The organism is Streptomyces sp. GDS52 (genome assembly GCF_052246875.1).
In the GTDB taxonomy this organism is placed as follows: domain Bacteria; phylum Actinomycetota; class Actinomycetes; order Streptomycetales; family Streptomycetaceae; genus Streptomyces; species Streptomyces cathayae.
Genome location: NZ_CM125966.1, coordinates 1,526,996 through 1,552,506 on the forward strand (window position 1 = coordinate 1,526,996; position 25,511 = coordinate 1,552,506).

22 protein-coding genes and 1 pseudogene are annotated in these 25,511 nt (G+C 67.8%); 6 read left to right on the plus strand and 17 right to left on the minus strand.

The window, feature by feature from the left end; all coding sequences use genetic code 11:
• Window positions 1–119: 119 nt before the first annotated feature.
• Window positions 120–269, plus strand: a complete 150-nt coding sequence (locus tag ACTWJ9_RS06840) for a hypothetical protein (RefSeq protein WP_443295354.1) — start codon at window positions 120–122, stop codon at window positions 267–269.
• A gap of 752 nt (window positions 270–1,021) precedes the next feature.
• On the opposite strand, the gene ACTWJ9_RS06845 is transcribed toward ACTWJ9_RS06840, so the two are convergent.
• The 7 genes from ACTWJ9_RS06845 to ACTWJ9_RS06875 form a co-directional block, all read right to left on the minus strand.
• Complete coding sequence (locus ACTWJ9_RS06845) at window positions 1,022–1,780, minus strand: GntR family transcriptional regulator (RefSeq protein ID WP_279333361.1); 759 nt, start codon at window positions 1,778–1,780, stop codon at window positions 1,022–1,024.
• Between the two features lie 106 nt (window positions 1,781–1,886).
• Entirely contained in the window at window positions 1,887–2,600 is a 714-nt protein-coding gene (deoC, locus tag ACTWJ9_RS06850; protein ID WP_279333362.1) for a deoxyribose-phosphate aldolase, read from the minus strand.
• Between the two features lie 121 nt (window positions 2,601–2,721).
• Window positions 2,722–3,177, minus strand: a complete 456-nt coding sequence (gene rbsD / locus ACTWJ9_RS06855; protein ID WP_030225626.1) for a D-ribose pyranase — start codon at window positions 3,175–3,177, stop codon at window positions 2,722–2,724.
• 57 nt (window positions 3,178–3,234) lie between these two features.
• The gene (locus tag ACTWJ9_RS06860; RefSeq protein WP_443295355.1) at window positions 3,235–4,788 is read right to left on the minus strand and encodes a sugar ABC transporter ATP-binding protein; all 1,554 of its coding nucleotides are present in this window, start codon (window positions 4,786–4,788) and stop codon (window positions 3,235–3,237) included.
• On the minus strand, window positions 4,788–5,819 hold the full coding sequence (locus tag ACTWJ9_RS06865; protein WP_279333364.1) for a sugar ABC transporter substrate-binding protein: 1,032 nt from the start codon (window positions 5,817–5,819) through the stop codon (window positions 4,788–4,790). Before ACTWJ9_RS06865 ends, ACTWJ9_RS06860 begins: the two co-directional genes overlap by 1 nt.
• A 201-nt stretch (window positions 5,820–6,020) precedes the next feature.
• Entirely contained in the window at window positions 6,021–7,058 is a 1,038-nt protein-coding gene (locus ACTWJ9_RS06870) for an ABC transporter permease (protein WP_279333365.1), read from the minus strand.
• The gene (locus ACTWJ9_RS06875) at window positions 7,055–7,972 is read right to left on the minus strand and encodes a ribokinase (RefSeq protein ID WP_387038886.1); all 918 of its coding nucleotides are present in this window, start codon (window positions 7,970–7,972) and stop codon (window positions 7,055–7,057) included. Before ACTWJ9_RS06875 ends, ACTWJ9_RS06870 begins: the two co-directional genes overlap by 4 nt.
• Window positions 7,973–8,462: 490 nt before the next feature.
• Between ACTWJ9_RS06875 and ACTWJ9_RS06880 the strand changes: the two genes are divergently transcribed.
• A complete protein-coding gene (locus ACTWJ9_RS06880; RefSeq protein WP_279333367.1) occupies window positions 8,463–10,481 on the plus strand; it encodes a GxGYxYP domain-containing protein in 2,019 nt (672 codons plus the stop codon).
• Window positions 10,482–11,406: 925 nt separating this feature from the next.
• Here ACTWJ9_RS06880 and ACTWJ9_RS06885 read toward each other — a convergent pair.
• Window positions 11,407–11,658 (minus strand): annotated as a pseudogene (locus ACTWJ9_RS06885) (tyrosine-type recombinase/integrase); the annotation flags it as partial.
• 39 nt (window positions 11,659–11,697) lie between these two features.
• Window positions 11,698–14,202 carry an ATP-binding protein gene (locus tag ACTWJ9_RS06890; protein ID WP_443295356.1) on the minus strand — a complete coding sequence of 835 codons (2,505 nt, stop codon included), beginning with the start codon at window positions 14,200–14,202 and terminating at the stop codon, window positions 11,698–11,700.
• A gap of 502 nt (window positions 14,203–14,704) precedes the next feature.
• Here ACTWJ9_RS06890 and ACTWJ9_RS06895 point away from each other — a divergent pair.
• Genes ACTWJ9_RS06895 through ACTWJ9_RS06905 form a run of 3 tightly spaced genes read left to right on the plus strand, consistent with a single transcriptional unit; the run spans window position 14,705 to window position 16,551 of the window.
• Window positions 14,705–14,920, plus strand: a complete 216-nt coding sequence (locus ACTWJ9_RS06895) for a hypothetical protein (RefSeq protein ID WP_443295357.1) — start codon at window positions 14,705–14,707, stop codon at window positions 14,918–14,920.
• Between the two features lie 24 nt (window positions 14,921–14,944).
• Window positions 14,945–16,012 carry a hypothetical protein gene (locus tag ACTWJ9_RS06900; RefSeq protein WP_443295358.1) on the plus strand — a complete coding sequence of 356 codons (1,068 nt, stop codon included), beginning with the start codon at window positions 14,945–14,947 and terminating at the stop codon, window positions 16,010–16,012.
• Window positions 16,009–16,551 carry a RipA family octameric membrane protein gene (locus ACTWJ9_RS06905; protein ID WP_443295359.1) on the plus strand — a complete coding sequence of 181 codons (543 nt, stop codon included), beginning with the start codon at window positions 16,009–16,011 and terminating at the stop codon, window positions 16,549–16,551. The genes ACTWJ9_RS06900 and ACTWJ9_RS06905 overlap by 4 nt, the downstream gene beginning before the upstream one ends.
• Window positions 16,552–17,004: 453 nt before the next feature.
• Here the strand turns inward: ACTWJ9_RS06905 and ACTWJ9_RS06910 are convergent, their stop codons facing one another.
• The 7 genes from ACTWJ9_RS06910 to ACTWJ9_RS06940 all read right to left on the minus strand — a co-directional run bounded on the left by ACTWJ9_RS06910 (window position 17,005) and on the right by ACTWJ9_RS06940 (window position 24,275).
• Window positions 17,005–18,459, minus strand: a complete 1,455-nt coding sequence (locus ACTWJ9_RS06910) for a hypothetical protein (RefSeq protein ID WP_443295360.1) — start codon at window positions 18,457–18,459, stop codon at window positions 17,005–17,007.
• Window positions 18,456–18,989, minus strand: a complete 534-nt coding sequence (locus ACTWJ9_RS06915) for a hypothetical protein (protein WP_443295361.1) — start codon at window positions 18,987–18,989, stop codon at window positions 18,456–18,458. Before ACTWJ9_RS06915 ends, ACTWJ9_RS06910 begins: the two co-directional genes overlap by 4 nt.
• A 219-nt stretch (window positions 18,990–19,208) precedes the next feature.
• Window positions 19,209–20,297, minus strand: coding sequence for a tyrosine-type recombinase/integrase (locus ACTWJ9_RS06920; protein ID WP_443295362.1), 1,089 nt, complete (start codon window positions 20,295–20,297; stop codon window positions 19,209–19,211).
• 60 nt (window positions 20,298–20,357) lie between these two features.
• Window positions 20,358–20,564 (minus strand): helix-turn-helix domain-containing protein, encoded by a 207-nt coding sequence (locus tag ACTWJ9_RS06925; protein ID WP_400013029.1) that lies wholly within the window; start codon window positions 20,562–20,564, stop codon window positions 20,358–20,360.
• A gap of 391 nt (window positions 20,565–20,955) precedes the next feature.
• Complete coding sequence (locus tag ACTWJ9_RS06930) at window positions 20,956–21,426, minus strand: tyrosine-type recombinase/integrase (RefSeq protein WP_443295363.1); 471 nt, start codon at window positions 21,424–21,426, stop codon at window positions 20,956–20,958.
• A 561-nt stretch (window positions 21,427–21,987) separates the two neighbouring features.
• Window positions 21,988–22,875: an aminoglycoside phosphotransferase family protein gene (locus ACTWJ9_RS06935; protein WP_443295364.1), complete on the minus strand. Its 888-nt coding sequence runs from the start codon at window positions 22,873–22,875 to the stop codon at window positions 21,988–21,990.
• Window positions 22,872–24,275: a helix-turn-helix domain-containing protein gene (locus tag ACTWJ9_RS06940; RefSeq protein ID WP_443295365.1), complete on the minus strand. Its 1,404-nt coding sequence runs from the start codon at window positions 24,273–24,275 to the stop codon at window positions 22,872–22,874. Before ACTWJ9_RS06940 ends, ACTWJ9_RS06935 begins: the two co-directional genes overlap by 4 nt.
• Window positions 24,276–24,514: 239 nt before the next feature.
• Between ACTWJ9_RS06940 and ACTWJ9_RS06945 the strand changes: the two genes are divergently transcribed.
• Complete coding sequence (locus ACTWJ9_RS06945; protein ID WP_443295366.1) at window positions 24,515–24,931, plus strand: ATP-binding protein; 417 nt, start codon at window positions 24,515–24,517, stop codon at window positions 24,929–24,931.
• Window positions 24,932–24,966: 35 nt separating this feature from the next.
• Here the strand turns inward: ACTWJ9_RS06945 and ACTWJ9_RS06950 are convergent, their stop codons facing one another.
• A complete protein-coding gene (locus tag ACTWJ9_RS06950; protein WP_443295367.1) occupies window positions 24,967–25,467 on the minus strand; it encodes an SAM-dependent methyltransferase in 501 nt (166 codons plus the stop codon).
• Window positions 25,468–25,511 lie beyond the last annotated feature (44 nt).

Here is a 25,511-nt window from a genome sequence, read left to right on the forward strand (position 1 = left end):
GATGATTACGTCTTCGCTGTTCAAGCCACCTCTCGCGCGAACCATTACGAGGGATGGAATGAGATGAGGGAAAGACGCAACGCAAGCATGTGTGCGACGTTCGAAACTTTCGAACGGGCGTGAACGCGACTGCGGCGGCCGACCGGGAACGCCTGCGCGCGAACGGCCTGGCCTGGGTCACCGCGTACGACGCGGCGAGAGCCGCGACGGTCGCCTACCTCGAGGGCGGTGCCACGCGCGAACCCTCGAATCCGTCAGCCTCACCCTGACGGACGCCTCGGTTCCCTCGACCGCGGGGCGACCGGAATGAGCGAGCACACCACCTGTCGCCGGCTTCAGCGGATGACCCGGGACCGTGTCATCACCTTCCGCTGCGACCCGGCCCACGCCCACGCCCACGCCCACAGCAGCCTGTACCCGCTCCCGCTCCTCACGGCCGCCGGCCCCGTCGAAGGCCCGACCAGCCGAGTGCAGAGCGGACTGAATCGAGGTATCGGCATCCGGCAGACCAGCGGCACCCACCCGTCTGACGCCCGATCGGGTCGAGCGTCATATGAGCGTCGAGGCGATGCACTCCCGTCCATGCGGAATCGGGCCCTTGCCTCCGTGATCCCCCGCACAAGCCCAGGAAACAGCAGGTCATAGGCCCTTTGCTGCAGGCTCCAGAATCGCCACGCACTCCACGTGGTGCGTCATCGGAAACATGCCAGAAGGGCCGGGAGCTGACATAAGTACAGGTCGAAGCGCATTTTCGGCTGCTCCAAGCGGCCCTGCGGGAGCCCGGAGCGTCAAACGAGCGTCAGCGGTCGTCACTCCCGCCCACCGCACGTCAGGTCACACCACAGGCTCAGCCGGCGGGCGACCGCGTCGGCTGTGGGCACCTCCCGGAGAGGGCCGCGGCGATGGGCGAGGCCCGGAGCGGGAGGCGGTCCCGGCCGACGGCGCGGCCCTGCCCTCCCCGGGACGACGGGGTGGACGGGGGGCCTGGTGTGCCCGGCCGGCCGGGTGGCCCCCACCACGCTCAGCGGCGTAGCAGGAGGGACGTCACGCGGAGGCGGCCGCTGTGGATCCAGACGTCGGAGTACTCGACGGGCCGGTCGTCGGCGAGGTAGGTGACCTGCTGGAGGTACTGGACGGGGGCGCCCTCGGCGAGATCGAGGGAGGCGGCGACGTCGGCGCCGGCTGCCTCTGCGCCGAAGGTACGGCGGGCCGTGGCGATCTTCAGGCCGTAGGTGCCCTCCAGGACGCCGAAGAGGCTGGCCGAGGTGAAGTCGACCTCCTCGATGCCGGGCGCGAGGTCGGTGCGTACGAAGTTGAAGAGGAGGGCGACCGGGCCCTGATCGGTGCACCGTACCCGTACCAGGCGCAGGACCTTGGTGCCCGGGGTCACGTCCAGGAGGGCCGCGACCGGCTTGGGCGGTGCGATCAGGGCGCACTCGCGCACCGTGGTCGTGGTCACCACGCCCTGGTCGGCGAAGTCCTCGGAGAGGGTGCTCAGTTTCTGTGCAATGGCGGGCTCGATCGTCGTCGAGGTCACGAACGTGCCCCGGCCCCGGACCTGGCGGAGCAGGCCCTCCTCGATCAGTGTGGCCAGCGCCCTGCGCAGGGTGCCGCGGCTGACGCCGAACTCCTGGGCCAGCTCCGGCTCGCTCTTGAGACGGTAGTGCGGCGGCCACTCGCCGCCGGCGATCCGCAGCCGGATGTGCTCCGAGATCTGGACGTGGATCGCCGTGGGGACGTCCCGTTTGATGCCTGGGACTCCGCCTTTGTCGGCCGTCACAGTGGTCGCATCTCCTTCTCCGCTCTCGCCGGACGCGGGTCTCGCCCCGGCGTGGAAGCCGTTCCCCGGCCGCTGTGCGCGGCCGGGGGACGGCGGTGGTGTCCGGTCAGTAGCTGACGGTGGACTCGTCACCGGTGTCGGTGACGATCGCCAGGCCGGCACTGGTCCCGAGCAGGGAGGCGCCCGCCCGCAGGAGCTCCAGGCCCTGGCGGTAGCTCTTGATCGAGCCGGACGCCTTCACGCGGACCCCTTCCCGCGCACGGTCAACAAGGTAACGAACGCTGGCGGGATTCGCAGTCTCGATCTGACCGCTGCTGGCGTTCTTCAGGAAGGACGCGCCCGCCTCCATGGCGAGTTCGACCGCGGCCTCCTTCTCCGCGTCGGTCAGCAGCGGCAGTTCGAGCATGACCTTGACGGGCAGGCCCGAGGCGCGCACGACGCCCGCGATGTCCTCGCGGAAGTCGTCGTAGCGGCCGCTCTTGAGCCAGCCGACCTGCACGCCGATGTCGAGCTGGTCGGCGCCGAGGCGGGCGATCTCGGCGGCCTCGGCGGCCTTCCCGGCGCTGGTCATGACGCCGACGCTCGGGAAGTCCAGGGCGGAGGCCACCTCGACGCCGGTGCCCTTGAGCTCGGCGACGACCAGCGGCAGCCAGGAGGCGGGGACCATCGCCGCGTTGAAGCCGTGGGTGACGGCCTCCTGGGCGTGGGCGATCATCTCGTCGCGCGTCGCGTCCGGGTCGATCTTGGTGTGCTGGATGAAGGGCGCCAACTCGGCTGGGGTGAGCTTGAGTTCGGCGGGATTGACGATGGTTTCGGACACGGGGTGATCTCCCTTGGGTGGGTGGCGGCAGGAACCCGGCGGATCGGCCGCCGGGGCTTCTCGGTCTGCTGCCGCCGCGAGTCGACGGTGCCGTCAGCGCCCGCGTGCGGGCCTGCGCGGCTCAGACCTTGGAGGCGTACTGCTCCGGTACGACGACGCCCTCGCCGCCGAACCAGCGGGGCGCGTCGACGCCGCAGTAGAGGCCGATGTTGCCCCAGGGCTCGAAGGCTCCGGTGCGCACCACGGCCTTGGCCTCGCGGGCGAGGTCGCCGAGGACCTCGGCGTGCGGGCGGGTGGTGAACTCGGCGCCGGCGAAACGCTCGTGCAGCCAGGAGTCGAGGCGGGGGTTGTGGCTCGGGACGTCCTCGGCGCGGACCACGCCCTCGACGACCAGTTCGTCGGCGATCAGGCCGAGGACGGTGCGCAGGTCGGGCAGGTTCTCGGCGAGGGCCAGGTCGATGCGGTGCGCGTCGCGCGGCACGGGGAAGCCCGCGTCGACGACGAGCAGCAGGTCGGTGTGGCCCAGGGTGGCGAGGACTCCGCTGAGTTCGGCGTTGAGGATGCCGGAGCGCTTCATGGTGGGTTCCTTTCGGATGGGGCCGGCGGGGGTGCGGGGCGGACGGGGTCTGCGGGGTCAGGCCGCAACCGGTGCCGCTCCGGTGGCGAGGGTCATCACGGATTCCTCGGTGGCGTCGGCGGAGTCGACGACGGCCACCAGACGGCCTTCGCTCATCACCGCGATGCGGTCGGTCAGGGTGAGCAGTTCGGGCAGGTCGGAGGAGGAGCAGAGGATGGCCAGGCCCTTGTCGGCGAGCGCGGTGAGCTGGGCGTAGATCTCGGCCTTGGCGCCGATGTCCACGCCGCGGGTGGGCTCGTCGAGGATGAGCACGCCCGGGTCGATGGCGAGCCAGCGGCCGAGGACGGCCTTCTGCTGGTTGCCGCCGGACAGGCTGGTGATGGGCTGGGTCATCGTGGCGGTCTTCACCCGCAGCCGCTGGGCCTGTTCGGTGGCGGCCGCGTCGAAGGCCCGGCGGCGGATCAGGCCGAGCCTGCTGAACGCCTTGGTGGTGAGGGCACCGACGTTCTCGCCGACGCTCATCGTGGTCAGCAGGCCCTGGGCGCGGCGCTCGCCGGGGACGAAGGCCAGGCGGCGTTCGACGCTGGCGATCGGGTTGCGCCGTTCGTAGGGCTCGCCGAGCAGTTCCACGGTGCCGCCGGTGCCGGGGTCTGCTCCGAAAAGATTGTGGAGCAGTTCGACGCGGCCGGAGTCGGGGAGTCCGGCGACGCCGAGGATCTCTCCGGAGCGCAGCTCGAAGGAGACGCCCTGGTGGCGCTTGCCGCTCAACTCCCGGACCTTGAGGGCCGGTTCGGCGGTGGGCTCGGCGACGGCGCCGACACGGCGGGTGAACTGCCCCAGTTCGCGGCCGACCATGGCGGCGACGGCCTGGTCGGGGGTGGTGTCCTCGCTGCGCCAGGAGGCGACGTGGCCGCCGTCGCGCAGGACCTGGATGTGGTCGGCCAGGCGGAAGACCTCCGGCATGCGGTGGGAGACGTAGAGCATGGTCGTCCCGTTGGCCTTGAGCTTGTCCATGAGGGCGAACAGGCGGTCGGCCTCGGCGGGGGTGAGCATCGCCGTGGGTTCGTCCAGGATCAGGACGCGGCAGCCCCGGGCGATGGAGCGGGCCACCACGATGAGCTGCTGGGTGGCCAGGTCCAGGGTGCGAACGGAGGCGTTCGGGTCCAGGTGGAGGTCGAGTTCGGCGAGGAGTTCGGTGGTGCGCTCCAGCATGCGGCGCCGGGAGGGGAACCAGCGGTTGCCCGGTTCGACGCCGCTGAGCACGTTCTCGGCGACGGTGCGGTCGGGCAGCAGCGACAGTTCCTGGGGGACGATCGCCACGCCGTGCCGGCTGAGCATGGCAGCCGGTTCGTAGGAGGTGACCTCCTCGCCGAACACGGCGACGCTGCCCTCGCTGGGCGGCTGGAGGCCGGCCAGGATCTTGAGCAGGGTCGACTTGCCGGCGCCGTTCTCGCCGAGGAGGGCGGTGATGTCGCCGGCGGGGACGTCGAAGGAGACGTCGCGCAGGGCGCGGACTGGCCCGAAGTTGCGGGTGAGGCCGCGGACTTGGACGGCCGGCCCGCCGGTGCGGTCCGGGCTCCCGGGGGAGGCGTCGTGCGGTGCGGGGGTCATCAGTCCTCCACGGTCGCGTCGGCGAGGTTGTCGCGGGTGATGAACTGGGCGCCGGTGTCCACGCCCTTGATCTCGGTGCCGTCGGCGAGGAAGTCGTGCAGCACCTTGACGGCCTGGTAGCCCTGCTCGGCCGGGTTCTGGCTGATGCTGAAGTTCAGGACGCCGCGCTCGATGTACTCGGCGGTCTGGGTGAGCAGGTCGAAGCCGCCCATGGTGACGTCGTCGGCCTTGCCGGACTGGGCCACCCACTTGGCGGCGGCCGTGGTGGAGCAGCAGTCGAGGCCGGCGACGGCGACCACGTTGGACTGGCCGGACATGGTGGACTCGACGGTGTTGTAGGCGCTGTTGGGCTCGTTGCCGACGTTGACCGGGCCGACGATCTTCAGTCCGCTGCCGTCCAGGCCCTCCTTGAAGCCGTTGAAGCGGTCGTGCGACCAGCCGGCGCCGGTGTCGACGGAGAAGACCACGACGGACTTGCCGTTGACGTCTCCCTTGAGGTCCTTGCGGAGCTGTTCGGCCTGGGCCTTGCCGGAGCCCTTGAGGTCCTGGCCGACGAAGCCCATCTGATCGGAGTCGGGGTTGTCGGTGTTGAAGGAGATGATCGGGATGCCCGCCTTGTACGCCTGGCTGATGACGGGCTTGAGGGCGTCGCTGGAGGCGGAGGAGACGGCGAGGCCGTCCACGGCCTTCTGCTGGATGAGCGTCTGGATCTCGGAGACCTGCTTGGCCGCGTCGCCACCGGTGGGGCCGATGAGGGAGACGTCGGCGCCCAGCTCCTTCCCGGCCTTCTTCATGCCGGCGCCGATCGGCGTGGCGAAGGCGAGGGACGGGTCGTGGTAGCTGAGCTTGATGCGCATCGGCTTGTCGTCGTCGATCCGCTGCTGGATGTAGGAGGCCAGCTTGAAGGAGCCGTCGCCGGAGCCGCCGGAGCCGCCGTCGGCGGAGGTGACGGCGCCACAGGCGGTGAGGGAGAGGGCCGCGGCGGCGGCGGTGACGGCGGTGAGGCTTCTGAGGAGGGTGCGCGGGGACATGGAGGCTCCTTCGTCGGGTCCGTGGATCGGCGGTCGGGCGGGGAGAGGAAGGGCCGGTGGGGCGGCGGGGGCGGGGTGGTGGTGGCGGGGTGGTCGTACCTCGGGGGTACGGGTTGTACGGGGGTCGTACGCGGGTGCGGGTGCCGGGCGGAATGGCTCAGGCGCGGGTCGGACGGGGGACGGACGGGGGACCGACGTCGCTCAGGCGCGGGTCTTGCGCTTGCGCTGCCAGGTGTCGGCCGCGACGGCGGCGACGATGACGAGGCCGGTGACGACGGTCTGCCAGAAGGACGAGATGCCCTTGATGTTGAGGATGTTCTGGAGGAGACCGATGAAGGCGACGCCGATGACGGTGCCCCACATCGTTCCGGAGCCGCCGAAGAGGGCGGCGCCGCCGATGATGACGGCCGAGATGACGGTGAGTTCCAGGCCCTGTCCGGTCACGCCCTGCACGTAGGAGAGGAAGGACAGGCCGAGGACGCCGGCGAGGCCCGCGGTGAAGCCGGAGAGGACGAAGGCGGTCAGCTTGACCCGCTTGACGTTGACGCCGACGAGCCGGGCGGCCTCCTGGTTGCCGCCGACCGCGTAGGTGTTGAAGCCGAAGCGGGAGCGGGCCAGCAGGACGACGCCGAGGGCGGCGACGGCTGCGAAGAAGACGAACTGCATGGGAACGAGGCCGAACAGCCGTCCCTGGCCGAGCAGGTTGAACTCGGCGACGCCCGGCTGGGAGGAGCTCAGCGAGATCGGAGCGCCGTCGGAGATGAGCAGGGCGATGCCGCGGAAGACGCTGAGCGTGCCGAGGGTGACGATGAAGGACGGGACGCCGAGGACCACCACGGCCAGGCCGTTGAAGAGTCCGGCGAGGACGCCGACCGCGAGGCCGACGAACATGGCCGCGGGCCAGCTCCAGCCGTCCGATATGAGCATGCCGGTGGAGATCGCGGAGAGGGCGTAGGTGGAGCCGACCGAGAGGTCGATCTCACCGTTGAGGATGACGAAGGTCGCCCCGACGGCCATGATGCCGATCTGCGCGATCTGCTGGCCCACCGAGAGGAGGTTGTCGGACTGGGCGAAGGTCGGCGAGAGCACGGTGCCCAGGAGGAAGAGCAGGACGAGCGCGGCGAAGACGCCGGCCTCCCGCGCGTGCAGCAGTCTGCGCAGCGCGAACGGGAACTGCCGGGTGCTCGCGTCGGACGCCGGGGCCGCGGTGGCGGGCGGCTTGGTGGTGGTCGAGGTCACGAGGCACTTCCAATCAGGGCGTTCAGCTGGGCTCTGGTGGGCAGGGCAGGGATGACGCCCGCGATCGACACGGTGTGCGAGCCCGCGGCGGCGGCGAACTCCACGGCCCGGTCGACGGGCCGGCCCTCGGCCAGCGCGACGGCGAAGGCGGCGGTGAAGGAGTCCCCGGCGCCCGTGGTGTCCACGACCGTCCGGGCCGGATGCGGGGGCACCGTGGTGACGCCGGTGTCCTGGGCGACCAGCGCGCCCTCGCCGCCTCGGGTGATGACGACGGTGCCGCCGGTGCGCTCGTGCAGCGCGCGGGCCAGGTCCTCGTCGCCGAGCCCGTGCCCCTCGTCGAGGCCGAGGAGGACGGGGGCCTCCGTCTGGTTGGGCGTGAGCACGTCGATGAGGGGCCAGCACGCGTCGGGCAGCGGCCGGGCGGGGGCCGGGTTCAGCAGGGTGCGGGTGCCGTTCTCGCGTCCGGCGCGGAGGGCGGCGACGACGGCTTCCTCGGGGATTTCCATGGAAACGACGAGGATGTCGGCGGAGGCGATCTCGGCACGGAAGGCGTCGACGGCGGCGGCGTCCAGTTCGTCCAGGGCGCCGGGGGCGATGGCGATGCGGTTCTCCCCGGACGGCTCGACCAGGATGAACCCGACCATCGTGGGCGCCCCGGCGGTGACCACGTGCTCGGCGCTCACCCCCTCGCGCTGCCACAACTCCCGCGCCGAGCGGCCGAACTCGTCGTCGCCGACGGCCGTGAGCAGCGTGACCTCGGCACCCAGCCGAGCGGCGGCAACAGCCTGGTTGCTGCCCTTCCCGCCGGCGCCCGAGTCGAAGACGCCGCCCGAGACGGTCTCACCGGCCGCAGGCGCCTTGGGCACGCGCATGGTGAGGCCGGCTCCATAACTTCCGACAACCGCGATCTTCATCGACACACCACTTTGTGTATGGACAACCATGTACAAGCGAGAGCGTAGGTACAGGGATGTCCATAGTCAATGGCCTGGAACGCAACGAACACGTGACGCACCCGCCCCCACCCCGACCCCGGCCCGACCCCCGTCACACGCGCGAGGACATACCGGCGTGCTCCGCTGACCCACCGAGGCAGAGGAACCCGGCAGACCAGGGAGCCGTTGGCCACCGAGGGCCCACGCACCGCCAACGCCCCAAAGACTCCCGGCCCCTCGCGTCACGGCTGCGCACAGCGGCTCTCCCTCACCGGTCACCGGTCACCGGTCACCGGGCAACGGGCAACGGACAACGGACAACGAGGCCGTACGACTGGCCGAACGCCGGAAACCAGCCGCATCCCGTACGCGCCATGGACGACCGGCGCATTCTCTCGCTACGCTCACCGAGCGATTGACAACGATGTCCAAGTCCGGGCGCAGCAGCTACGGAAAGCGGAGATCATCGATGGTCACACGGAGAGATCTGCTGCGGACGGGCAGCGCGACTGTCGCGGCGGGCGGGCTGGGACTCGTACGGCCACCACGGGCCGGGGCCGCCCCCGCGCCCCGCCTCCTTCCGTCCTTCGGTCGCCCCACCCGCCTCGACGTGGCCGACGTCAGCGCCCTCGACGGCCACGACCAACTGCTTCTCACGACCCTCCAGGGCGTCGTCAACCGCCGCGAACCACGCCTCTACTTCCGTTACGACACCGGGGACGCCGACCTGCGCTGGCTGGCCGGCACCGGCGCGGGCATCACCCCTCACGACCACGCCCTGGACCTGGTGAACCGGTACCGCCGCGAGGTGCACGGCGCCGTGCTGATCGACCCGGACGTGCCCGACTCGGTCAATGTCGCCACCACCCTGGCCGGTCTGACCGACGCGGTGGCGGCCACCGCGGAACAGGCCGACCGTCACGGCCTCAGAACGGTCACCGACCTGCGCGGCCGCTTCGACCCCGACGACGTGCCCGCCACCTACCGCTGGCAGCTCCGCCACCTCTTCCCACGCTGCGCCCACACCCTGGTGGCCGGACTGCCGCCGGTCCGCACCGTGCCCGTCACGGGGGTGCGGTGGCGGGAGATCGCGAGGGAGACGGAGCGTGTGCGCGACAGCTCCAACCGCCGTACCCGCACGCTGGACCTGAGCCCGGAGCTGAGCGACGGCGGCAACGGCGGCGCCGTGTATCTGCGGTTCCAGGACTCCTTCGGCGACGACGGCTGGGGGGCGTCCGTGGGCTCCGTCGCCCTGTACGCCGACGGGGTGCAGACCGTCGGCTTCACCCCGGGCACCGAAGCCGAGAGGCCCTACCTCTTCGACGGCCTCAACTCCTCCATCGGCGGCGACGCCAACCGGTTCGGCGACGGCGACGGCGGCTACTTCGTCTACCGTTTCACCGTCCCGGGCGGCACGGAGCGGCTGGTCGCCGAGGTCGACCTGTGGAACCAGTTCCTCGTCACCGCCACCACCACGGCCCCGACCCGACGCGAACCGTTCCCCCACTTCCGTGACTACGCGGTCGCGAGCAGGGCCATGGTCCTGTGGCTGCCGCCCGCCGGCGAGACCGGTGACCTGCTCGACGACGCGCTGAGCCGGCTCGCGCCGACCACGCCCTACACCGGCTGGTTCCCCAACGACGTGGCCGGTGAATGGAGCGGCGTCGACCGCGCCTCGCGGCACGGCGTCGAGGTCGTCGCCACGGACTTCTACATGAACGGGACGGTCCACGCGGGTGTGCCCGCGCGCGTCTCCAGCCGTGTCCGCACACGGCCGAAAGCGAGGCTCCGCAACCGCGTCTACGTCACTTTCACCGTCGGCGAGGGCGACAACGTGCAGTACTGCCAGCATCGTATGCGGGACATCTGGGACGACCCGGCACGCGGCACCGTCCCCGTCAACTGGACCGTCAGCCCTCTGCTCGCCGACCTCGGCCCCGCGCTGCTCGCCCACTACCAGCGCACCGCCACCGACAACGACCTCCTCGTCTGCGGCCCGTCCGGCGCCGGTTACACCTACCCCGCCTCCTGGCCCGAGGAGCACCTGGCCGCCTACACCGAACTGACCGGCCGCTATCTGCGCCGCACGGGCATGGATCTCGTGTATGCGTACAACCCGCGCAACGCGGCGGGCGACGGCTGGACCCCCTTCGACGAACGCGTCGTCTCCTCGTACGCCCGCCACACACCCCTGCGCGGCATCATCCAGTCCTGGGAGACCGGCGACCTCCAGACCCGCGCCGGCGGCATCCCGGTGATCGGCAACTTCTTTCCGCAGGGCAAGGGCCCGGAATTCCGGGACGCACTGCTGAAGCACATCGAGCACCGGGACCCGTCCCGCCCCCTGTTCATCGCCGCGGCCATCAACGCCTGGACCTGGGCACCGAACGACATCGCAGCCCTCGCGGCACTCCTGGACGACCCGTTCGAGGTGGTGCGCGGTGACGTCTTCTTCGAGTTGCTGAACAGGACCCACAACCGCAACTGACGCCCCCCGGCCCACACTCCGGAGATGCCTCGGAACGGCCAACGCCGAGTACGCGTGCGACGAGCGCTTGTGCCATGCGACCCGCCGACCGGGCAGACACCGCCCACATCGAAGCGGATGCCCGATTTCACCTCTGCCTCGTGGAGGAGGATCCGCCGCGGCTACGACGGGAGGTCGAACAGTTCCTCGCCACCCTCGTCGACTTCGATGCACAGGCGGCACGTGTAACCCGCGTCAGCCGTCCGCCGCCGGCATCGACACAGGGCGGGCCGGTTACGGACCTGATCAACCTGGCGTTCGGCGTCGGCTCCCGGTTGCCGCCGGAATCCAGATCTGGGACTGGCCAGTGCGCCGGTGGAAGAACTTGCTGAAGTGGGTGGGCCGGGGAAGTCGAGCCGGTCGGCGATACGGGCGACGAGCTCGGCCTCAGCGTCTCGGCCACCCGCTTCACCGCACCCGTTCCCTCCCTGACAGCCGCCCGTGTCCGCGCACCACCCACCTGAAAGTCCGTCAGAACGAGCGTCATTTCAGCGTCAGGACTTCCAGGACGCCCCGTCCGCGGACCGGGCAACAATCAGCCACCACACCGGAAAAGCCCAGGCCAAAGTCCACAGGGCCAAGCCATCACGCCTCGAACTGTTTCCACCGGGGAAAGACGTCGAATTCATCCCCCGCTTTCACAGAACCGCAGGTCAACGCCCCTTCTCAGCAGGCTCCAGAATCGCCACGCACTCCACGTGGTGCGTCATCGGAAAGATGTCGGCCTGAACGGGTCCCAGAAAAGCCCTGGTCAGAGCCGGTTTCTCGGCTCATCGTCCTTCATGCAGACGTCCAGAGCGTCAAACGAGCGTCAAGGCCGAGAGTCCCCTACTTACTCTGGAACCTCATGTCCCGGTCTCCAGGAGCTCAGTCACAAGGGCAAGCTTCACCCGAGCTCAACCCCGACGGGCTGGTCAACGCCGACCTCAAGCACAGCCTGCCCAAGCAGCACCGGGCCCGGCACCAGGCCGAACTCGCTGCGGAGACCCGCCCCTTCTACTGGCTTATGGGCGTCCGGCTGCAGGTGCGCGTACCGCTGGGTAATCTGGAAGCTCTCGTGCCCGGGGAAGTGCTGGACCGTGTACAGAGAGACGCCCTTCTGCGCCAGCCCGGAAGTGCACATGCGCCGCTTGGAATGCGGTGGGTAGTGGGGAACGAGCGGCGGCGCAGCACCGGGCTACCCGACCGTCTCTATTGGCACGTTGTTCTGAAACGCCATCTCCAGCGCATGACGCAGACCAAGGCGCTGGCCTTCCTGGTACGCACGTGTGTACTCAATATCACCGAGCGACCTACGGGCGTTCCGGAGGCAGCGTTCACGGTAGGAGGTCAAGAGAGCGAAACCGAAGAGTCGAGGAGTGCCGGATGGGTGCCACACGCGGTCCACGGCCCCCAGCACGACTGCCGCCGAGCGTGCGTCGCCGTAGGAGGAAAGCACCCAGGCCAAAGTCTCGCCGAGGGCCGCCTCTCCCATGTGTTCATTGATCTCCCCGGTGTGCTGGAGCGCGCGGTAGAGGAGTTGCAGGGCGATCTCCGGCCGCTCTGCTTCGCCGTGGTCAACGGCGAGGGCCCATAGAAGGTAGCACCGGTGCCATATGTCCCCTCGAGCCTCGGACATCGCCAGTGCCTGTTCGAGCAAGGCAGTAGAGCGAGTACGGTCGCCCTGGATGACGGCGGTGAAGCCGAGTTGAGCGATGCACTGGGCGTGCGTCAACAGCGAGTCGGACCAGTGTCCGATTGCCAGGGAGGACTGCGCGTACTTCGCTGAGGTCACCATGTCCCCGGTGACCAGTGCCGCTAAGCCGCGTAGCTGGAGAAAAGCGGCGGAGAGTTCGGCCCTGGTCGCCTGGTGCGTGGATGGGTTCGCAGAGCCGGATGTAGTGGGCGTGTCGGCCAGGGCTTGTTCACCACGACTGATCATTTCCTGGGTACTGCTGTGGTCCCCGTGGAGAAGCAGCAAGAAGCTTGCCACCCAGGCTGCTTGGCACCATGTGCCGGTTGCCTCGGGGGAGGGAGGTCGTGGGTTCCGTTCGAGGATCTTCCGCATCCAGCGTGCGCCCTCTCCCACATTGGCCGACGTCAGACAGTGCAGCCAGAAGCCGAGGGACGCGCGCAGCACGGTCTCCGCGGGCTCACCGGCTGGGGGCGATGCGGTGACGATCTGCCGCAGATTGGGGTGCTCGGCGCGCAGGCGACGCAGCCAGCTGGCCTCTTCGGACGAGCCGTAAGCGTTTCCCGCTTGTGCGGCCAGGTTGAGATACCACGTGCGGTGGCGGCGTAGGACGTGCTGTGCTCGGCCGCTTTCCGCGAGGCGTTCCTGCCCGTAGGCGCGAACGGTTTCGAGCATGTGTAGGCGGGTCTGACCGTCGGTTTCCTCGCTCGTGAGAAGTGACTTGTCCACGAGCCCGGCCACGGCTTCGAAAGCGTCATCGGCTGCGTCAGCAACGGGGACTTCACCTTCGTCGGCACTCCTACAGAGCTGCTCGGCATCGCTCAGCAGCGCCCCGCCGGAACACAGCGACAGCTGCTGCCAGGCCCTTCGCTCGGCCTCGGTGCATAACTCGTAGCTCCAGTCGAAAAGCGCTCGCAGCGCCTGGTGGCGAGGGTGTGCCGTGCGGTCGCGGCCGCCGGGGCCGAGCAGGCGGAACCGGTGGTCGAGTCGTTCCAGAAGTTCCTCGAGGGTCAATGTGCGCAGCCGCCGTGCGGCGATCTCCAAGGCGAGGGGCAGACCGTCCAGCCTCTGGCACACGCGAGCGACGGTGTGTCGGTTCGCCTCGGTGACCCGGAAACCGGGGGAGGCGGCCTCGGCCCGGTCAGCGAAGAGAGTCACGGCCGGGGAGGCCATGGGATCCTCTTCCCCGGCGGGCAAGTGGAGCAAATGCCCATGCGCCATGGTCGGTAGGCCCAATGGTCTCACCTGCAGCACGTGCTCGGCGCCGACATCGAGGGGCTGCCGACTGGTGGCAAGGACGCGCAGGTCCGGCAGGAGCGTGAGCAGGTCGCGGACAGTGTGGGCGCATCCGTCCAGCACATGCTCGCAGTTGTCCAGCAGGAGGAGAACCCTCCGTCCACGCAGTGCCCCGGCAAGTGTGTGCAAGGGGTCCTGCCCCGCTGCGACCTGCACGCCGACGGCGGAGGTGATCACCTCGGCGATCGCGTGGCCGCTGCCGAGGTCGGCCAGCTCCGCACAGTACGCACCATCCGCAAACCGCTCGGCCACCTCACGGACGATTCGCCTGGCCAGCCGAGTCTTACCCACTCCGCCTGTCCCGACCAGGGTGACCAGCCGACACCGCTCCAGAAGTCTGCTGCCAGCGGCCAATTCGGGCTCACGGCCCACAAAACTGGTGGCTTCGGCTTGGCCGAAGCCACGCTGGACGGCGCCGGCAGCCTGCTTCTCAGGCCCGTACACCTCACGCCGTACGCTCTCCCAGCGCTCCTCCCATCCGCGTGGGTCCCCACCGCAGGCACGGACGTAGGCACGGAGTACCTCTCGGGTGGGGAGCCGCTGTCCGGCGGCGGCCTGGGACAGGGTGCTGGAGGAAAACCGCGCCACATCAGCCATCTCCGTGTAGGTAAGTCCGGCCTTCTGACGCAGTGCCCGAAGCCCCAGCGCGAAGCGTTCGAGCGGACCCTCCTGTGGATCGAGCGGCTGTTCCCGACGCCCCGGCCTGCCTGCCAACCCAGACCACCTCCTGGACATTCAGATTGATTCATTGATTATGACCCCTCCCACCACGTGGCGAACAAAGCCCGCTGTCCCCGATGCTCAAGATCAATCGCCCGCTGGCAGCGGACGGCAGGGTAGGACAGCGCTCTGATCCAACTAGAGCGCTGCCACACCTCACCAAGTCGCGCATTGTTCTCGAGGATGCCGAAAGATGATTCACGGAGGGAATTTACGTGGTCCCGCTCACAAAACGCCAACGCTGCGATGAGCCTTAGAACTGGCCAGTTCACGAGAGCGGATGCCAGTCGGACCGCATTTTTTTGAGCCAGCGATGCAGCCATACGGGTGCCACAAAATTAGCGACGCCGTCTCGGCACATCCGATATCTACTGCGGCGACAGCACCCGACCCATCCTACGGTGCATACATTTCCCCACCAGTCGTATTGCACAGGCAGTGACGCAGAATGCAAATAACCGTCAGTTTGTAACTAGCCATCAGAGGCGGAGGAAAAGTGACACTGGACCTACGACGCCGAGGGTCGGTCGAAGAGGACATGGTCTTCTTCGCGATGCCGTACGAGGACAAGGAACTGCCGAACGGCCGCGTTGAAAACTTCGACGACTTGTACGAGGGCCACTTCGAGGACTGGATCAGGAACTGGGGGCTCCGCGCCGAGCGCGCTGACAAGGTTCCGGGCACCACCGAGAGTGCGATGGACGTTGCTTGATCCGGGATCGACCGGGCAGGGATCGTGGTCGCCGATCTGTCCGTCCCCTCAACGTCCGTCGCCATGGAACTGGCATGGGCGTTGTGCCTGAAGAAACGGCTGGTGGTGATCGCGCACAAGGGAGCCATGGTCCCCAGCAACACTCAGGGACTGTTCCGCGTCGTGTCGTACGAGTGGAGCATCAGGGGCCTGGCAGAACTACGAACCAGCCTGCGCGCAGAAATTGAAGCCATGCGCCAACAGCGGCGTGAGCCTGAGATGGACCTGCGCCCCTACATTCCCGAAGATCGAATGCGCGCCAAAGCCAAAGTCGAGGAGATCAACGCGGACCACATCCGCGTGCGCGATCTCCGAAATCCGCGGCGTATCGCTGAGATGCACAAACAAGACGTGAGCTACCGGGAGGTCATCCCGGATCACATGTCGCAGAGGTTTTTCGTCGGCAAGGAAGTCTCCGGCTTTTTCGTGCATCGGGACAACACTCTCATCTTCACACAGCAAGAAGGCGAAGATCCATGGGACGAGTGGGAACAGACCTACCAGCGGGGCTCAACGTACACCGCGCGAGTGTACGAGGTGAATAAGGCGGGTGTTTGGGTCGAGTTGCCCGGGGGTGGTCGCTCCCGGGTGCGGGACCATGAGGCGGCGGGACTGGAAGAGCAGGATGAGGTGCTCGTCGTGATCAGGTGGGTCGATCGGGCGCGCCAGCGCATCGAAATCGCGCTCGCGAACCCGCCGACCGACGCGCTGGCTCCCTCCGCTCCGATGTCAACCCTGTCAATGGATGCGTACCCGCAGGTCGGGGAACGACAAGGCGCCACCGTCAGCGTCCCCAACGCGGGATTCGTGCTTGTGAAGCTGGATGGCTACCCGAACCTGCCCACGCTTGCCTTGCTGCACGCGCGAAAGATGTCGCAGTCGCTACGCGAGGAACTGGAGGCCAGCCAGATCAAAGAGGGTAGGCGGGTTTGGGTCTACGTCGAGGAGGTCACCCCTTCCCGCAAAAAACCGGGGAGAATCGACGTGAAGGTGCGCGAGGTCGAGGGAGAACTGCCGCCGGAGGCCGGGGACGTTGAGGAAGTGCCCGCATGAACCCTGACTTGGCGGACCCGGAGGCCCTGACAGAGCTCGACACACGGCTGTGGAACGGTCGCCTGGGCATACAGGACTACGACGCGGCGGGAGAGAAGTACCAGGCGGCGATCCTGGAGCAGTACAAGCTCTACGTAGAGATGGCCGACCGGATCAGCGCCCGCAGGAGCCTGACTAACACCTTCTTCCTGACGACCAACGCCGCCCTGCTCACCGCTGCCGGCGCGGTCAGCGGCACCGTCCTGCAAGGCATGCCGACCTGGGGGCTGGTCGTAGCGGGCCTGGTTGCCGTGGGCCAATGCGGAGCCTGGTTCCTGCTCATTGCCTCCTACCGGCAGCTCAATCGGGCAAAATACAAGGTCATCGGCGCGCTCGAGCGGCGGCTCCCCGCCCGCTTGTACGACGCCGAGTGGGGGGAACTGGGCGCCGGAAAGACGGTCAGACTGTACGTCCCGCTCACGCTGGTAGAGCTGTGGATTCCAGCACTGTTCATGGTGTTCTACGTCGCGGCAGGCGCCGCAGCCCTGCAGTTGGCCTGATCGCCGGGTCGGGCTGCGGAGCGCGGAGCACCTGGCCCAACAATTGAAACATCCGACTACGGCCATCGGGGGCATGGGAAGGTCTGACGTTCGGGGTCCGGGTATGCGTGCGAAACCGGCGCGTAGTGTGCGGAGCTGATCTTTCGTCAGCCGGAGTACACTCGGGCCGCCGCCTCCTGCCGCGCCAATGGCCGCGAGGCGCCGGATCACGGCCACCGCGTCCCGTCGGTCAGCAGTGCCCCCTTACGGAGCCACGCCATGGATCTCCTGGGAGCAGCCCATACTGGCACCGAGGCCCCGCGGGGCGTCGGTGAACACCGCAGGTTCCGCAGGCCGAGGCACACTGTGGCGGCCTCATGAGCTGTCTACAGTCAGCGGTTCGACAGCAGCCTCCTGGCGGACGGTAGGCGAGGGCCGGGCGCATCGGTATGCCCACTGTAGACCCGCCGCGCGTCAGTCGGAGGGTGACTCTGCCCCCGGCATGTCGTGCTCGATTCCGGCATGCAGGGTGCGGCCGCCCGACGGGATCACCTCGACGAGGCGTTCCTCCTCCGCGCGGGATAGATCTGTGAAGAGTCGAATGGACGTGTTCACGAGCTCCAGTAGGGGGACACTGCCGCGCGGCGGTTTTACCGAGGCGGTCCGGGTGGAGAAGTTGTACCTCACCGGTACGCCACTTGGCGGCAGGGCTGCTTCGAGATTCCTGACCAGGGTTCCCGGTCCGAGGGATTCGCTGAGGAGGCGGAGCCGGTCCCCATGCAAGGCGCCCACCTCTCCTTCGTACGCCACCTTCCCGCCACCGTTGACCAGCGTGATGGCCTTGAGGCTCAGCCCTAGGAGCGGCAGACGATTGCCGACCTCGTCGAGGGCCGGCAGTTCGTACGTGACCCGTGCCGCCGACGATGTCAGGTGGTCGACCTTCTGTGCGAGCGTGAGAACGAAGCCGGGCGCGTCGAAGCTGAGGACTCCCTCGCCCTTAGTCCAGTGGAGGGGGGCTGCGCCACGGCGAGCGGCGACGGAGGAGGGGGCTACGCCGCAAACCCGGGCGTTCCATGTGCTCAGCGCGGCGCGCATGAGGTGCTGGAGATTGTCGGTGGCGGTGATCCTGCCGTGCCGCAGGAGATCGGTCAGAGTGATCTCTCGGGTGATACGGCTCCAGAAGTTCCCATCAGGGATCTCCTGGCCCTCGAGGAGGTAATCGAGCGACGACTCGTCCAGTTGCTGCGGATACCTGGGAGCGCGTTCGAGCGCGGCTACCGGTGCACCACTAGCGCGCCATAAGGTACCCAAGAAGGCCGTCAGGCGGTGCGCGATCGGTGGGGACAGCGTGTCCGAGGCAAAAGCAAGCGCGTCCTCAGTCCCCTCACGCTCACCGCGGCGGGCTGCCTGCGCGCCCGTCGTCATGGCACGGGCCAGCCGGGACACGGAGCGCTTGTCAAGGAGACCCTGGCCGCCTTCGATGACGGTGTTCGCGATCAGACGCCTCAAGGCGGTGTCGGCCGACTCGCCAGAGGTCAGCTCCGCGAAAGCCGCCAGGTCCAACACCAGGGTGTGGTGCTCGATCGCGAGCGAATCCAGGGCGCGGGCCTCGAAGGACGGGCGGAGGGCGCCGAGCGCCAGAACGATGGGCCGGTCCTGGCGAGCAAGGCGCGTGATGTCGAACCCGAGCTCGTCCGCGTCCGTCGTACTGCGCAGGTAGACGTATCGGTCGCTGAGGTCGTCGTCGTGCGGCCATCGCATGACCAGGTCCGGCATGTGGGTGTGGTTGTAGTATCCGGTGCGCCTGGTCCGGATCTGCGGATTGATCTGCCGGAGGAGCTGTTCGAGGAGTCGTTTGATCTCGGCGAACGAGCGGTACGGGTCGTCCGCCTCGAGTGCCTCCGCGATCGACGATGCGACGGCGTTCACCACTCCCCCCTTAGGGTCAGCTCGTGCGCCAGGATGGCTCGCCACTCGGTGAGGGGCAGCAGACCCTCCTGCTTCTCTGACAGGACGATGCGCCACACGCGCTCGGACACGCTCTGCACCGCGATCGCGTCGATCTCCTTCCTGGCCTCGTCCTCGGAGACGTCACCGAAGATGCGTTGCCGGTGCTGGACGACAGCGGACTCGATCCTTTGCGGCTCGTGTAGTTGCGACCAACTGTTCACGTTGAACGGGGCCCAGGTGATCCACATGTAGTGATCGCCGAAGAGGTACTTCTCCTGGTGCGCGACGTAGCACTTGGCGAGGAACTCAACGAAGTGAGTGCCCTGGTCCGCCGGACCCTGATAGTGCTTGACCTCCGCGCAGAAGTGGTCGCCATGGTACGGGGCGCCCCGCATCGACCCGCCCAGGTCGAAGGAGAAGGCCCGGCCGCCGCCCTCCGGCCAGGCGAGCGTCAGTTTCCTCGCCCAGGCGTCCGAATCCGTGTTCGCGAAGGCCCCGCAGATACGCATCGTGCCCTCGAGATAGAGCTTGGCTCTCTTCGCTCCCGAGATTCCCTTTAAGTGGGCGTCCTCTCCTACCACGGTGAGAGTCTAAGCGCTGCGGAAGGCCCGGCGAGCAGCGCCGGGTTCCCCTCAAGACCAACCGATCGACGGGAGCCCGTGATTCGAGCTCAGCCCGCTCGTAAACGCCTTCGCCCCTGTCCGGCGCGGACAGAGGCGAAGGAACGTTCATGCAGCGACGGTGAGCGGGGCTTCCATCCGCTCCCAGGCTCCGAGGACGGCCTTGTGCGCGTCCGGCTGCAGGTGCGCGTAGCGCTGGGTGGTCTGGAAGCTCTCGTGCCCGAGGAGGTGCTGGACCTCGTAGAGCGAGACTCCCTTCTGGACCAGCCACGAGGCGCAGGTGTGGCGCATGGAGTGCGGCGGATAGTGCGGGACGTGCTGCTGCTCGCCGTCGCTGTCGAAGTAGTAGGCGCCTTTGACGGCGGGCCACCAGGTCTGGCGGCGCCAGTTCCCGTCGTCGATGCGTCGGCCGGACCGGCCCTTGGTGACGGTGGTGAAGACGAGCGCGTCACGGTCCAATCGGCGGATGTGGCATTCGAGTGCCTCCAGGACGTGGGGTGGGAGCGGGACCTCTCTACGGCTCTTGGAGCTCTTGGGGTACTCCTTGATGCCGCTCTTGGTGTTGACCTCCACCACAAACAGGCGCGAGCGGCGCTGGTCGATGCGGTGGCGGTGCAGGCCCGAGAGTTCGCCCCAGCGCAGTCCGGTGTAGAAGCCGAGCAGGCACATCGTCCGCCACACGGCGGGGAGTTCGTCCAGGATGCTCTGCGCCTGGTCAAGGGTGAACCACTGCGGCGGCTTGACGGCGATCTGGGGCAGGTCGATGCTGCGGCATGGGGTCACCGCCAGGACGTCGTCGTCGACGGCCGCGCGCATGATGGAGGACGTCAGGTTGTAGGCCCGCTTGATCGCAGAGGCCCCCGTGCCCTTCTCGACCAGAGTCCGGATCCAGCTCTGGACGTCCATACGGGTGATGGCCCGCATCTCCCAGTCCGCCCAGTAGGGCATGACGTGGTTCTTGATGCTGGAGGCGTCACCGCGCAGCGTGTGGGGCTCAACTATGCGAGCGTTCCACCACCGGTCGTGCCACTCGCGGAACGACATTTCACCGGCCCGCGGGTCGCGCAAGCCTCCGCTGGCGAACTGGGTCTCCAACTCGATACCCCAGGCGCGGGCCTGCGCCTTGAGGGGGAACGACTCGCTGAACCGGTCTCCTGCCCGGTTGCGCACGGTCGCCTGCCACTTGCCGGACTTCAACTTGCGGAGGTACGAGGCTCTGCTCCTTGTTCAACGGTGACGGGGCCGGGATGGCATGAGTTAGCGACGGGCTGCCGGCGGTACGACGGCGCGGCGGCTGATGAACTCGTCGAGGCCGGCCACGGGTACCCGTACTCGGGACCGGCCCGGTCCGGTACGGAGGTCGACGACAGGCAGGTCGCCAGCGGCGATGAAGCGGTAGACGGTGCGGCGGTCGACGTCCAGGGCAGCGGCGACGGCAGGGATGGACAACAAGCGTGCAGGCATGGAGGTGACCTCGAGTGAGGGTGGGCTGGGGCCCAGCGAGTCGGCAACCGGGGCATCTGGGGCTCCCAGGCGGTCAACCAGCCCTGCCAAGGCAGTGGGACCGCGTCACGGAGGGTTGCCGAGAGAGGGAGGCCAATCACGGGACGGCTTCCTCAGGGCAAGGACGACCGATACAGGAGAGGATGATTAGTGGTGCCCGTGCTCTGGCTGTCAGCCAGAGCACGGGGCAAAAATTACGACTTGAGCGAGTCCGGAAGAGCCATGGCTTCGGCCAGGTGGTCCCAGTCGATCCCAACCTTCTCCGTACGGAAGCAGTGCGGGTAACGCAGCACCAGCCACCTCGGGGTCACGTCGGCCCACTCGGCAACCGTGACGGATGGGACGCCCATCCTCAGCCATTTCGCCAGGCAGGAATCACGGAGGATGGAGATGGGATCCCCCAGGCGCCACGAGTACAGCGCGTCCCTTGACAAGACGGCCTCTTGGGCCTGCTGCCACATCTGCTGATATACGGAACCGAAAGCGGCCCACCTCGCGTACCGGGAAACAGCAGATCGGCGTCATGCAGGTCGGACTCGCTGATCCACTCACGCAGGAACACGGTGACCTGCGGCTGGAGGGGAATTTCCCTCACCATCCCATTGTGGCGGGCCGCCAACTTGCCCAAGTCACGCTCCAGGAGCATCACGTCACTCACTCGCAGGGCGCGAGCCTCGCTCGGACGCAGAGCCTGCTCGGCCACCATGCGCATGAAGGGGTACACCGAGCGATGAGCACCCGCCTGCCCACGCACCCAATCGAGCAGCGATCGAACCTGCTCCTCGGAATACAACCATTCTTCGTCCTTGACCTCGACAGACACGGCTCTGACTCCTCAGAGGAAATGACTGAATGCGCCACGTGGGGATCAGCGCGACAGGTTCAATGGTCTGCGGAATCGCCGGTTTGGCTAACCGGCGATCGTCGGCTATGTTCCGCTCGCGCCTGGCACTTCTCCGCCCCGGGCTGCCGGCCACAGCACCAACCCGTACGCCCTCAAACGCCCTATCACCTTCTGACGCAAACCCGATAGCTTTGCCTCGCGCAGGTGAAGGCCAAGAGGGAAGGGCAGCCAGACGGGTCGGAGGGCATACATCGGCAGAAGAGATTCCTCATCGTGTTACGCGGTGGGCGTTTGCCGACCGTGCGCTTCCGGGGTGTTGTACGTTGACATAGCTCCGGAGAGGGTTCCAGTCCTTCGAGGTTCTACCTCGTCTGCCGTGGGCGAATGCCGAATGCCAGGATCTGCACGGCGATCACCTTCCCCGGATGCGCACTCACGGCGAAGCTGCTGCACCGGCGGCGGCGACTGAAAATCGTCGGCTATGTTGCGTCCAACGCCTGACCCGATGCTTCCGCGGTCGACCGCCTCAGTCGATACGAACTACATGATTCCCTTCCAGTTCCACGGACGCGGTCCGCGGCGGCCACGCAGGCAGTCGACGCGGTACTGGGCCTGATCTGCCCACTCGGGATTGCTGGCGGCGTGCTGGGCCGCGTATGTCACCATCCGGAGTTCCCGAGCGCCAGCCAAGATCGGGTAACCGGCCCAGGCGGTTACGTCGTACCCATACGCGGCACAGAACTCGTCGTACTCCGCCGGCGTGACCGCGCCCGTTGTCCGCGCCCGTACGGCGGTTGAGACCAGGTCCCATTCCGGTAGGCCCAGCGAGAAGCGTTCCAGATCGATCATCAGAGGGCCCTCGGCAGTGCAGATCAGGTTACCGGGCCAGGCGTCGCCGTGAACAGCGCACTCCGGGCGTCCGGGTGAGCGCTCTTCCCACGCTGTCGCAAGTTCTTGGTGAAGCCCCTTCAGCCACTCACGGTCCGCACCGGTCAATGTAGTTGCGGCCTCAAGACGCTCGCTGATGCGGACGAACGGGTCCAGGTATCCGAGTTCGAAATCGGGAGTGGGCAGGGAATGGAGGCGTTTAAGCAGCTGGGCGACTTCCGTGTGACTGCCGTGTTCGTGCGGCGGGAGTTCCTCCCAGAAGGTGACGGGCCGGCCGCCCGCCTCGATCGGTTGTCCGACGGCGGCGGGGCGGACGGCCGGCATGTGGTTCTCGGCGAGCCATCGCGCAACCCGTACTTCCCGGAGCGCGGCTGTGGTCTGGCCACGCCGCGCGATTCGAACCATCACATGCTGTCCGGGCAACCTCCATATCTGGTTCTCTGCCAGTCGTACGGGCTCGGCCCCGCTGGGGTCGAGCCCCACGGCGACGCATGCCTGCTCGAGGGCCTCTCGGGCGGGGGCTGCTGCCGAGGTGGTCATGCGGAGACCGTAGCGGCGATGCGCTCCCGCAGGGCGACGGCCTCCGCCACCTTGGGGTGCCTGGTGGCGAACGCGCCGAGCTGTCGTAGGTCGTCGGCGGCGCGGCAGGAGGTGAGTCGGCCTACCTCGTCCAGCGCGTCATGGCCAATGGCGGCAGCCTGGCGGGGGTCGCCCTTGGCCATGACGAGTGCGGCGAGTTTCGTGCGGGAGATGGCCCGGGAGCGTTTGTAGGCGTCCGAGTAGCCCTTCACGGCGGTATCAAGGCGGCGGGCCGCCCGCCCCGGGTCCTGGTCCGCGAGGATGACAAGGTCGAACAGCCCATGCGCAGTGTCGCCGTTGTGTTGGGCCTCGTCGTAGTAGGCCATCCACGGCGGATCCTCGGACGGGCGAGCCTGGGAGAACGCTTCGTCGGCTTCGCCGACAGCGGCCATGCAGTCGCGGACGTTGCCCATCTTGCCGAACGCTCTGGCCCGTGCCGTGTGCAGCATGGCCCGCTCGGTGGCGGTAAGTCGATCGGAGCGCACCAGGCCCTTCTCGGCGTGCGTGAGCCCGTCGTCGGGTTGACCGAGCCACACGGCCTGTCGTGCGAGGAACGAGTATGCCTTCGCGCGCAGGTGCCAGTCCCCTGCTTCCTCGGCGCGGTCGGCGGCGAAGAGGAACGTGGCGGTGGCGTAGGTGTGGTTGTAGGAGTCGAAAGCCGAGGCGCCGACGACGATGCCCAGCCAGGAGACGGCCGCCAGGAGGTCGGACCGCAAGGTTTCCGGGCACTTGGCGCTCAGGAGTCTGGCCGCCCACTGCATCGCACGGCCGGCGACGTCGCCGATCATGCCTCCGCCACCGAACTTGTTGTCCCAACCGCTGATCGCGGTGGCTACTTCCTGAACCTGGTCGACGTTGTGGGAGCTGATCGAATCGGGAAGCGTCAGCTCGTACGGGGCAAAAGCCTGCGTGAGGTCTATGGGGGCAATGGCGGCCAGGCCGCTGGCTTGGAGGAACGCGCGTCGGTCCACGGGCTCGGGGCTCCCAAGGCGAGGAGGTACTTCGTCACTGCCCAGGATGCGGCCTCGATGCACCTGAGCCGTTGCATTCGGCCCCTTGCGAGAGCGCTTATCGGCATCAGGGCGCTTTTTATCGGCATCGCGGGGGCCGAAGGCCATCGGCCATGCCCGCTCGAAGACGCCGCCGGTCTCCAGCACCTTGTCCAGACACTGGGCCACTTCCAGCTGGCACGAGGGGTACTGCCCCTTCTCGATCGACAAGATCATGTCATCGCTGACCTGCACTAACCGTCCCAGAGCCTTGGCCGAGAGGCCATCTGCCTTACGTCGGAAACGCAGCTCGCTGCCGAACCAATCCTGTGGAGAGGCTCCCGGGTTGAGCGGCTTCTCTGGCTGCGGCATGTCCGTTCCCCATCCTCGCGATGCCGAACTCTTCGGCTCTCGGCATCAGGGCCTGCACGACGAGCCCGTGCTCTGTCTCAATGGTTGCTGACTGATTCGGCCCCAGTACACACCGCAACCGCCCCCGATGTAGGGCTTCCGGCGCAACGGACGGAGCATCGATGAGCACACTTCTTCAAAGCCCCGGCGCGGGCCCATCGACCCGAGCCGCGTCCAGAAGCATTCGGGGCCAACTCGACATGACCTTCCAGCTCGAGAAGAGGCACCTGGGTCTCGTGCGCGGTGTAGTGCGTTACCACCTCTCCTGGTGGGAGATCAGCGGTGAAGTCGCCGAGATCGTACTTCTCGCCGTGAACGAGCTGCTGACGAACGTGCTGGTGCACACCAGCCCGGATGAGAACGGGCGGCTCTCAGCGAGCCTGCTCGTACAGCACGTCCCGGGCGGTGTCACTGCGGTCGTCCGCGATCAAGACCCTCGGCCGATCGTGCGGAAGACAGCGGCACCTCTCGACCTCGGAGGCCGGGGCCTCGCTCTCGTGCGGGCGTTGGTCGACGAGTTCTCGGTGGCGATGTCCGGCGAGGGGAAAGACGTGTGGTTCTTCATTGCCGATCCCGAACACCATGCCCCGCAGACCGCCGAGCCCACGGAGTCGTAGTGCGCAGGGCGTACAGAACAGCTCAGTCATTCCCACTACACGCTGCGCTCCGCAGGTCGTTCGCTTGCGTCCACCCAGTAGCTCGGGTCGAGCATCTCGCCTGGCCAAGCCGGCTGACGGACCGAGCCCCGGGGCCCCATCTGTTCGAAGTACGGCGCCAGGTCGATCACGGGCGTCCCATCGACGGCATCGAGGTCGGTGACCAGAAGGTCCCGACCTTCGACCTTGAGCAACCGCGGGTAGCTGACTGCCAGTTGGTTGGGACGCCGGTGGTTGCGGTGGACGAACGTACCGGTCGCCGGCCAGTTCTGGTTTCCCCGTGGGCTGCGTGCGTGGAGCTGGACATCTTCGGGGCGCGCCAGGTGGAAGCGCCACGTCACCGTCAGGTGGGAGAACTCCTCGATTCCCTGCAGCGTTTCGAGGGGGTACGCGTCGTCGAGCCTGATGATCGATTCGACCCCGCCCTGGTAGTCGTCCTGAACGCGGGTGTGGCCCCCGACGACCGTTGCGATCGATTCGACCTCGTACGTCGTCATCGGCGCTCGTTCCTCTCCCTCGGAGTTGCGTGTTCGGCAGCCGC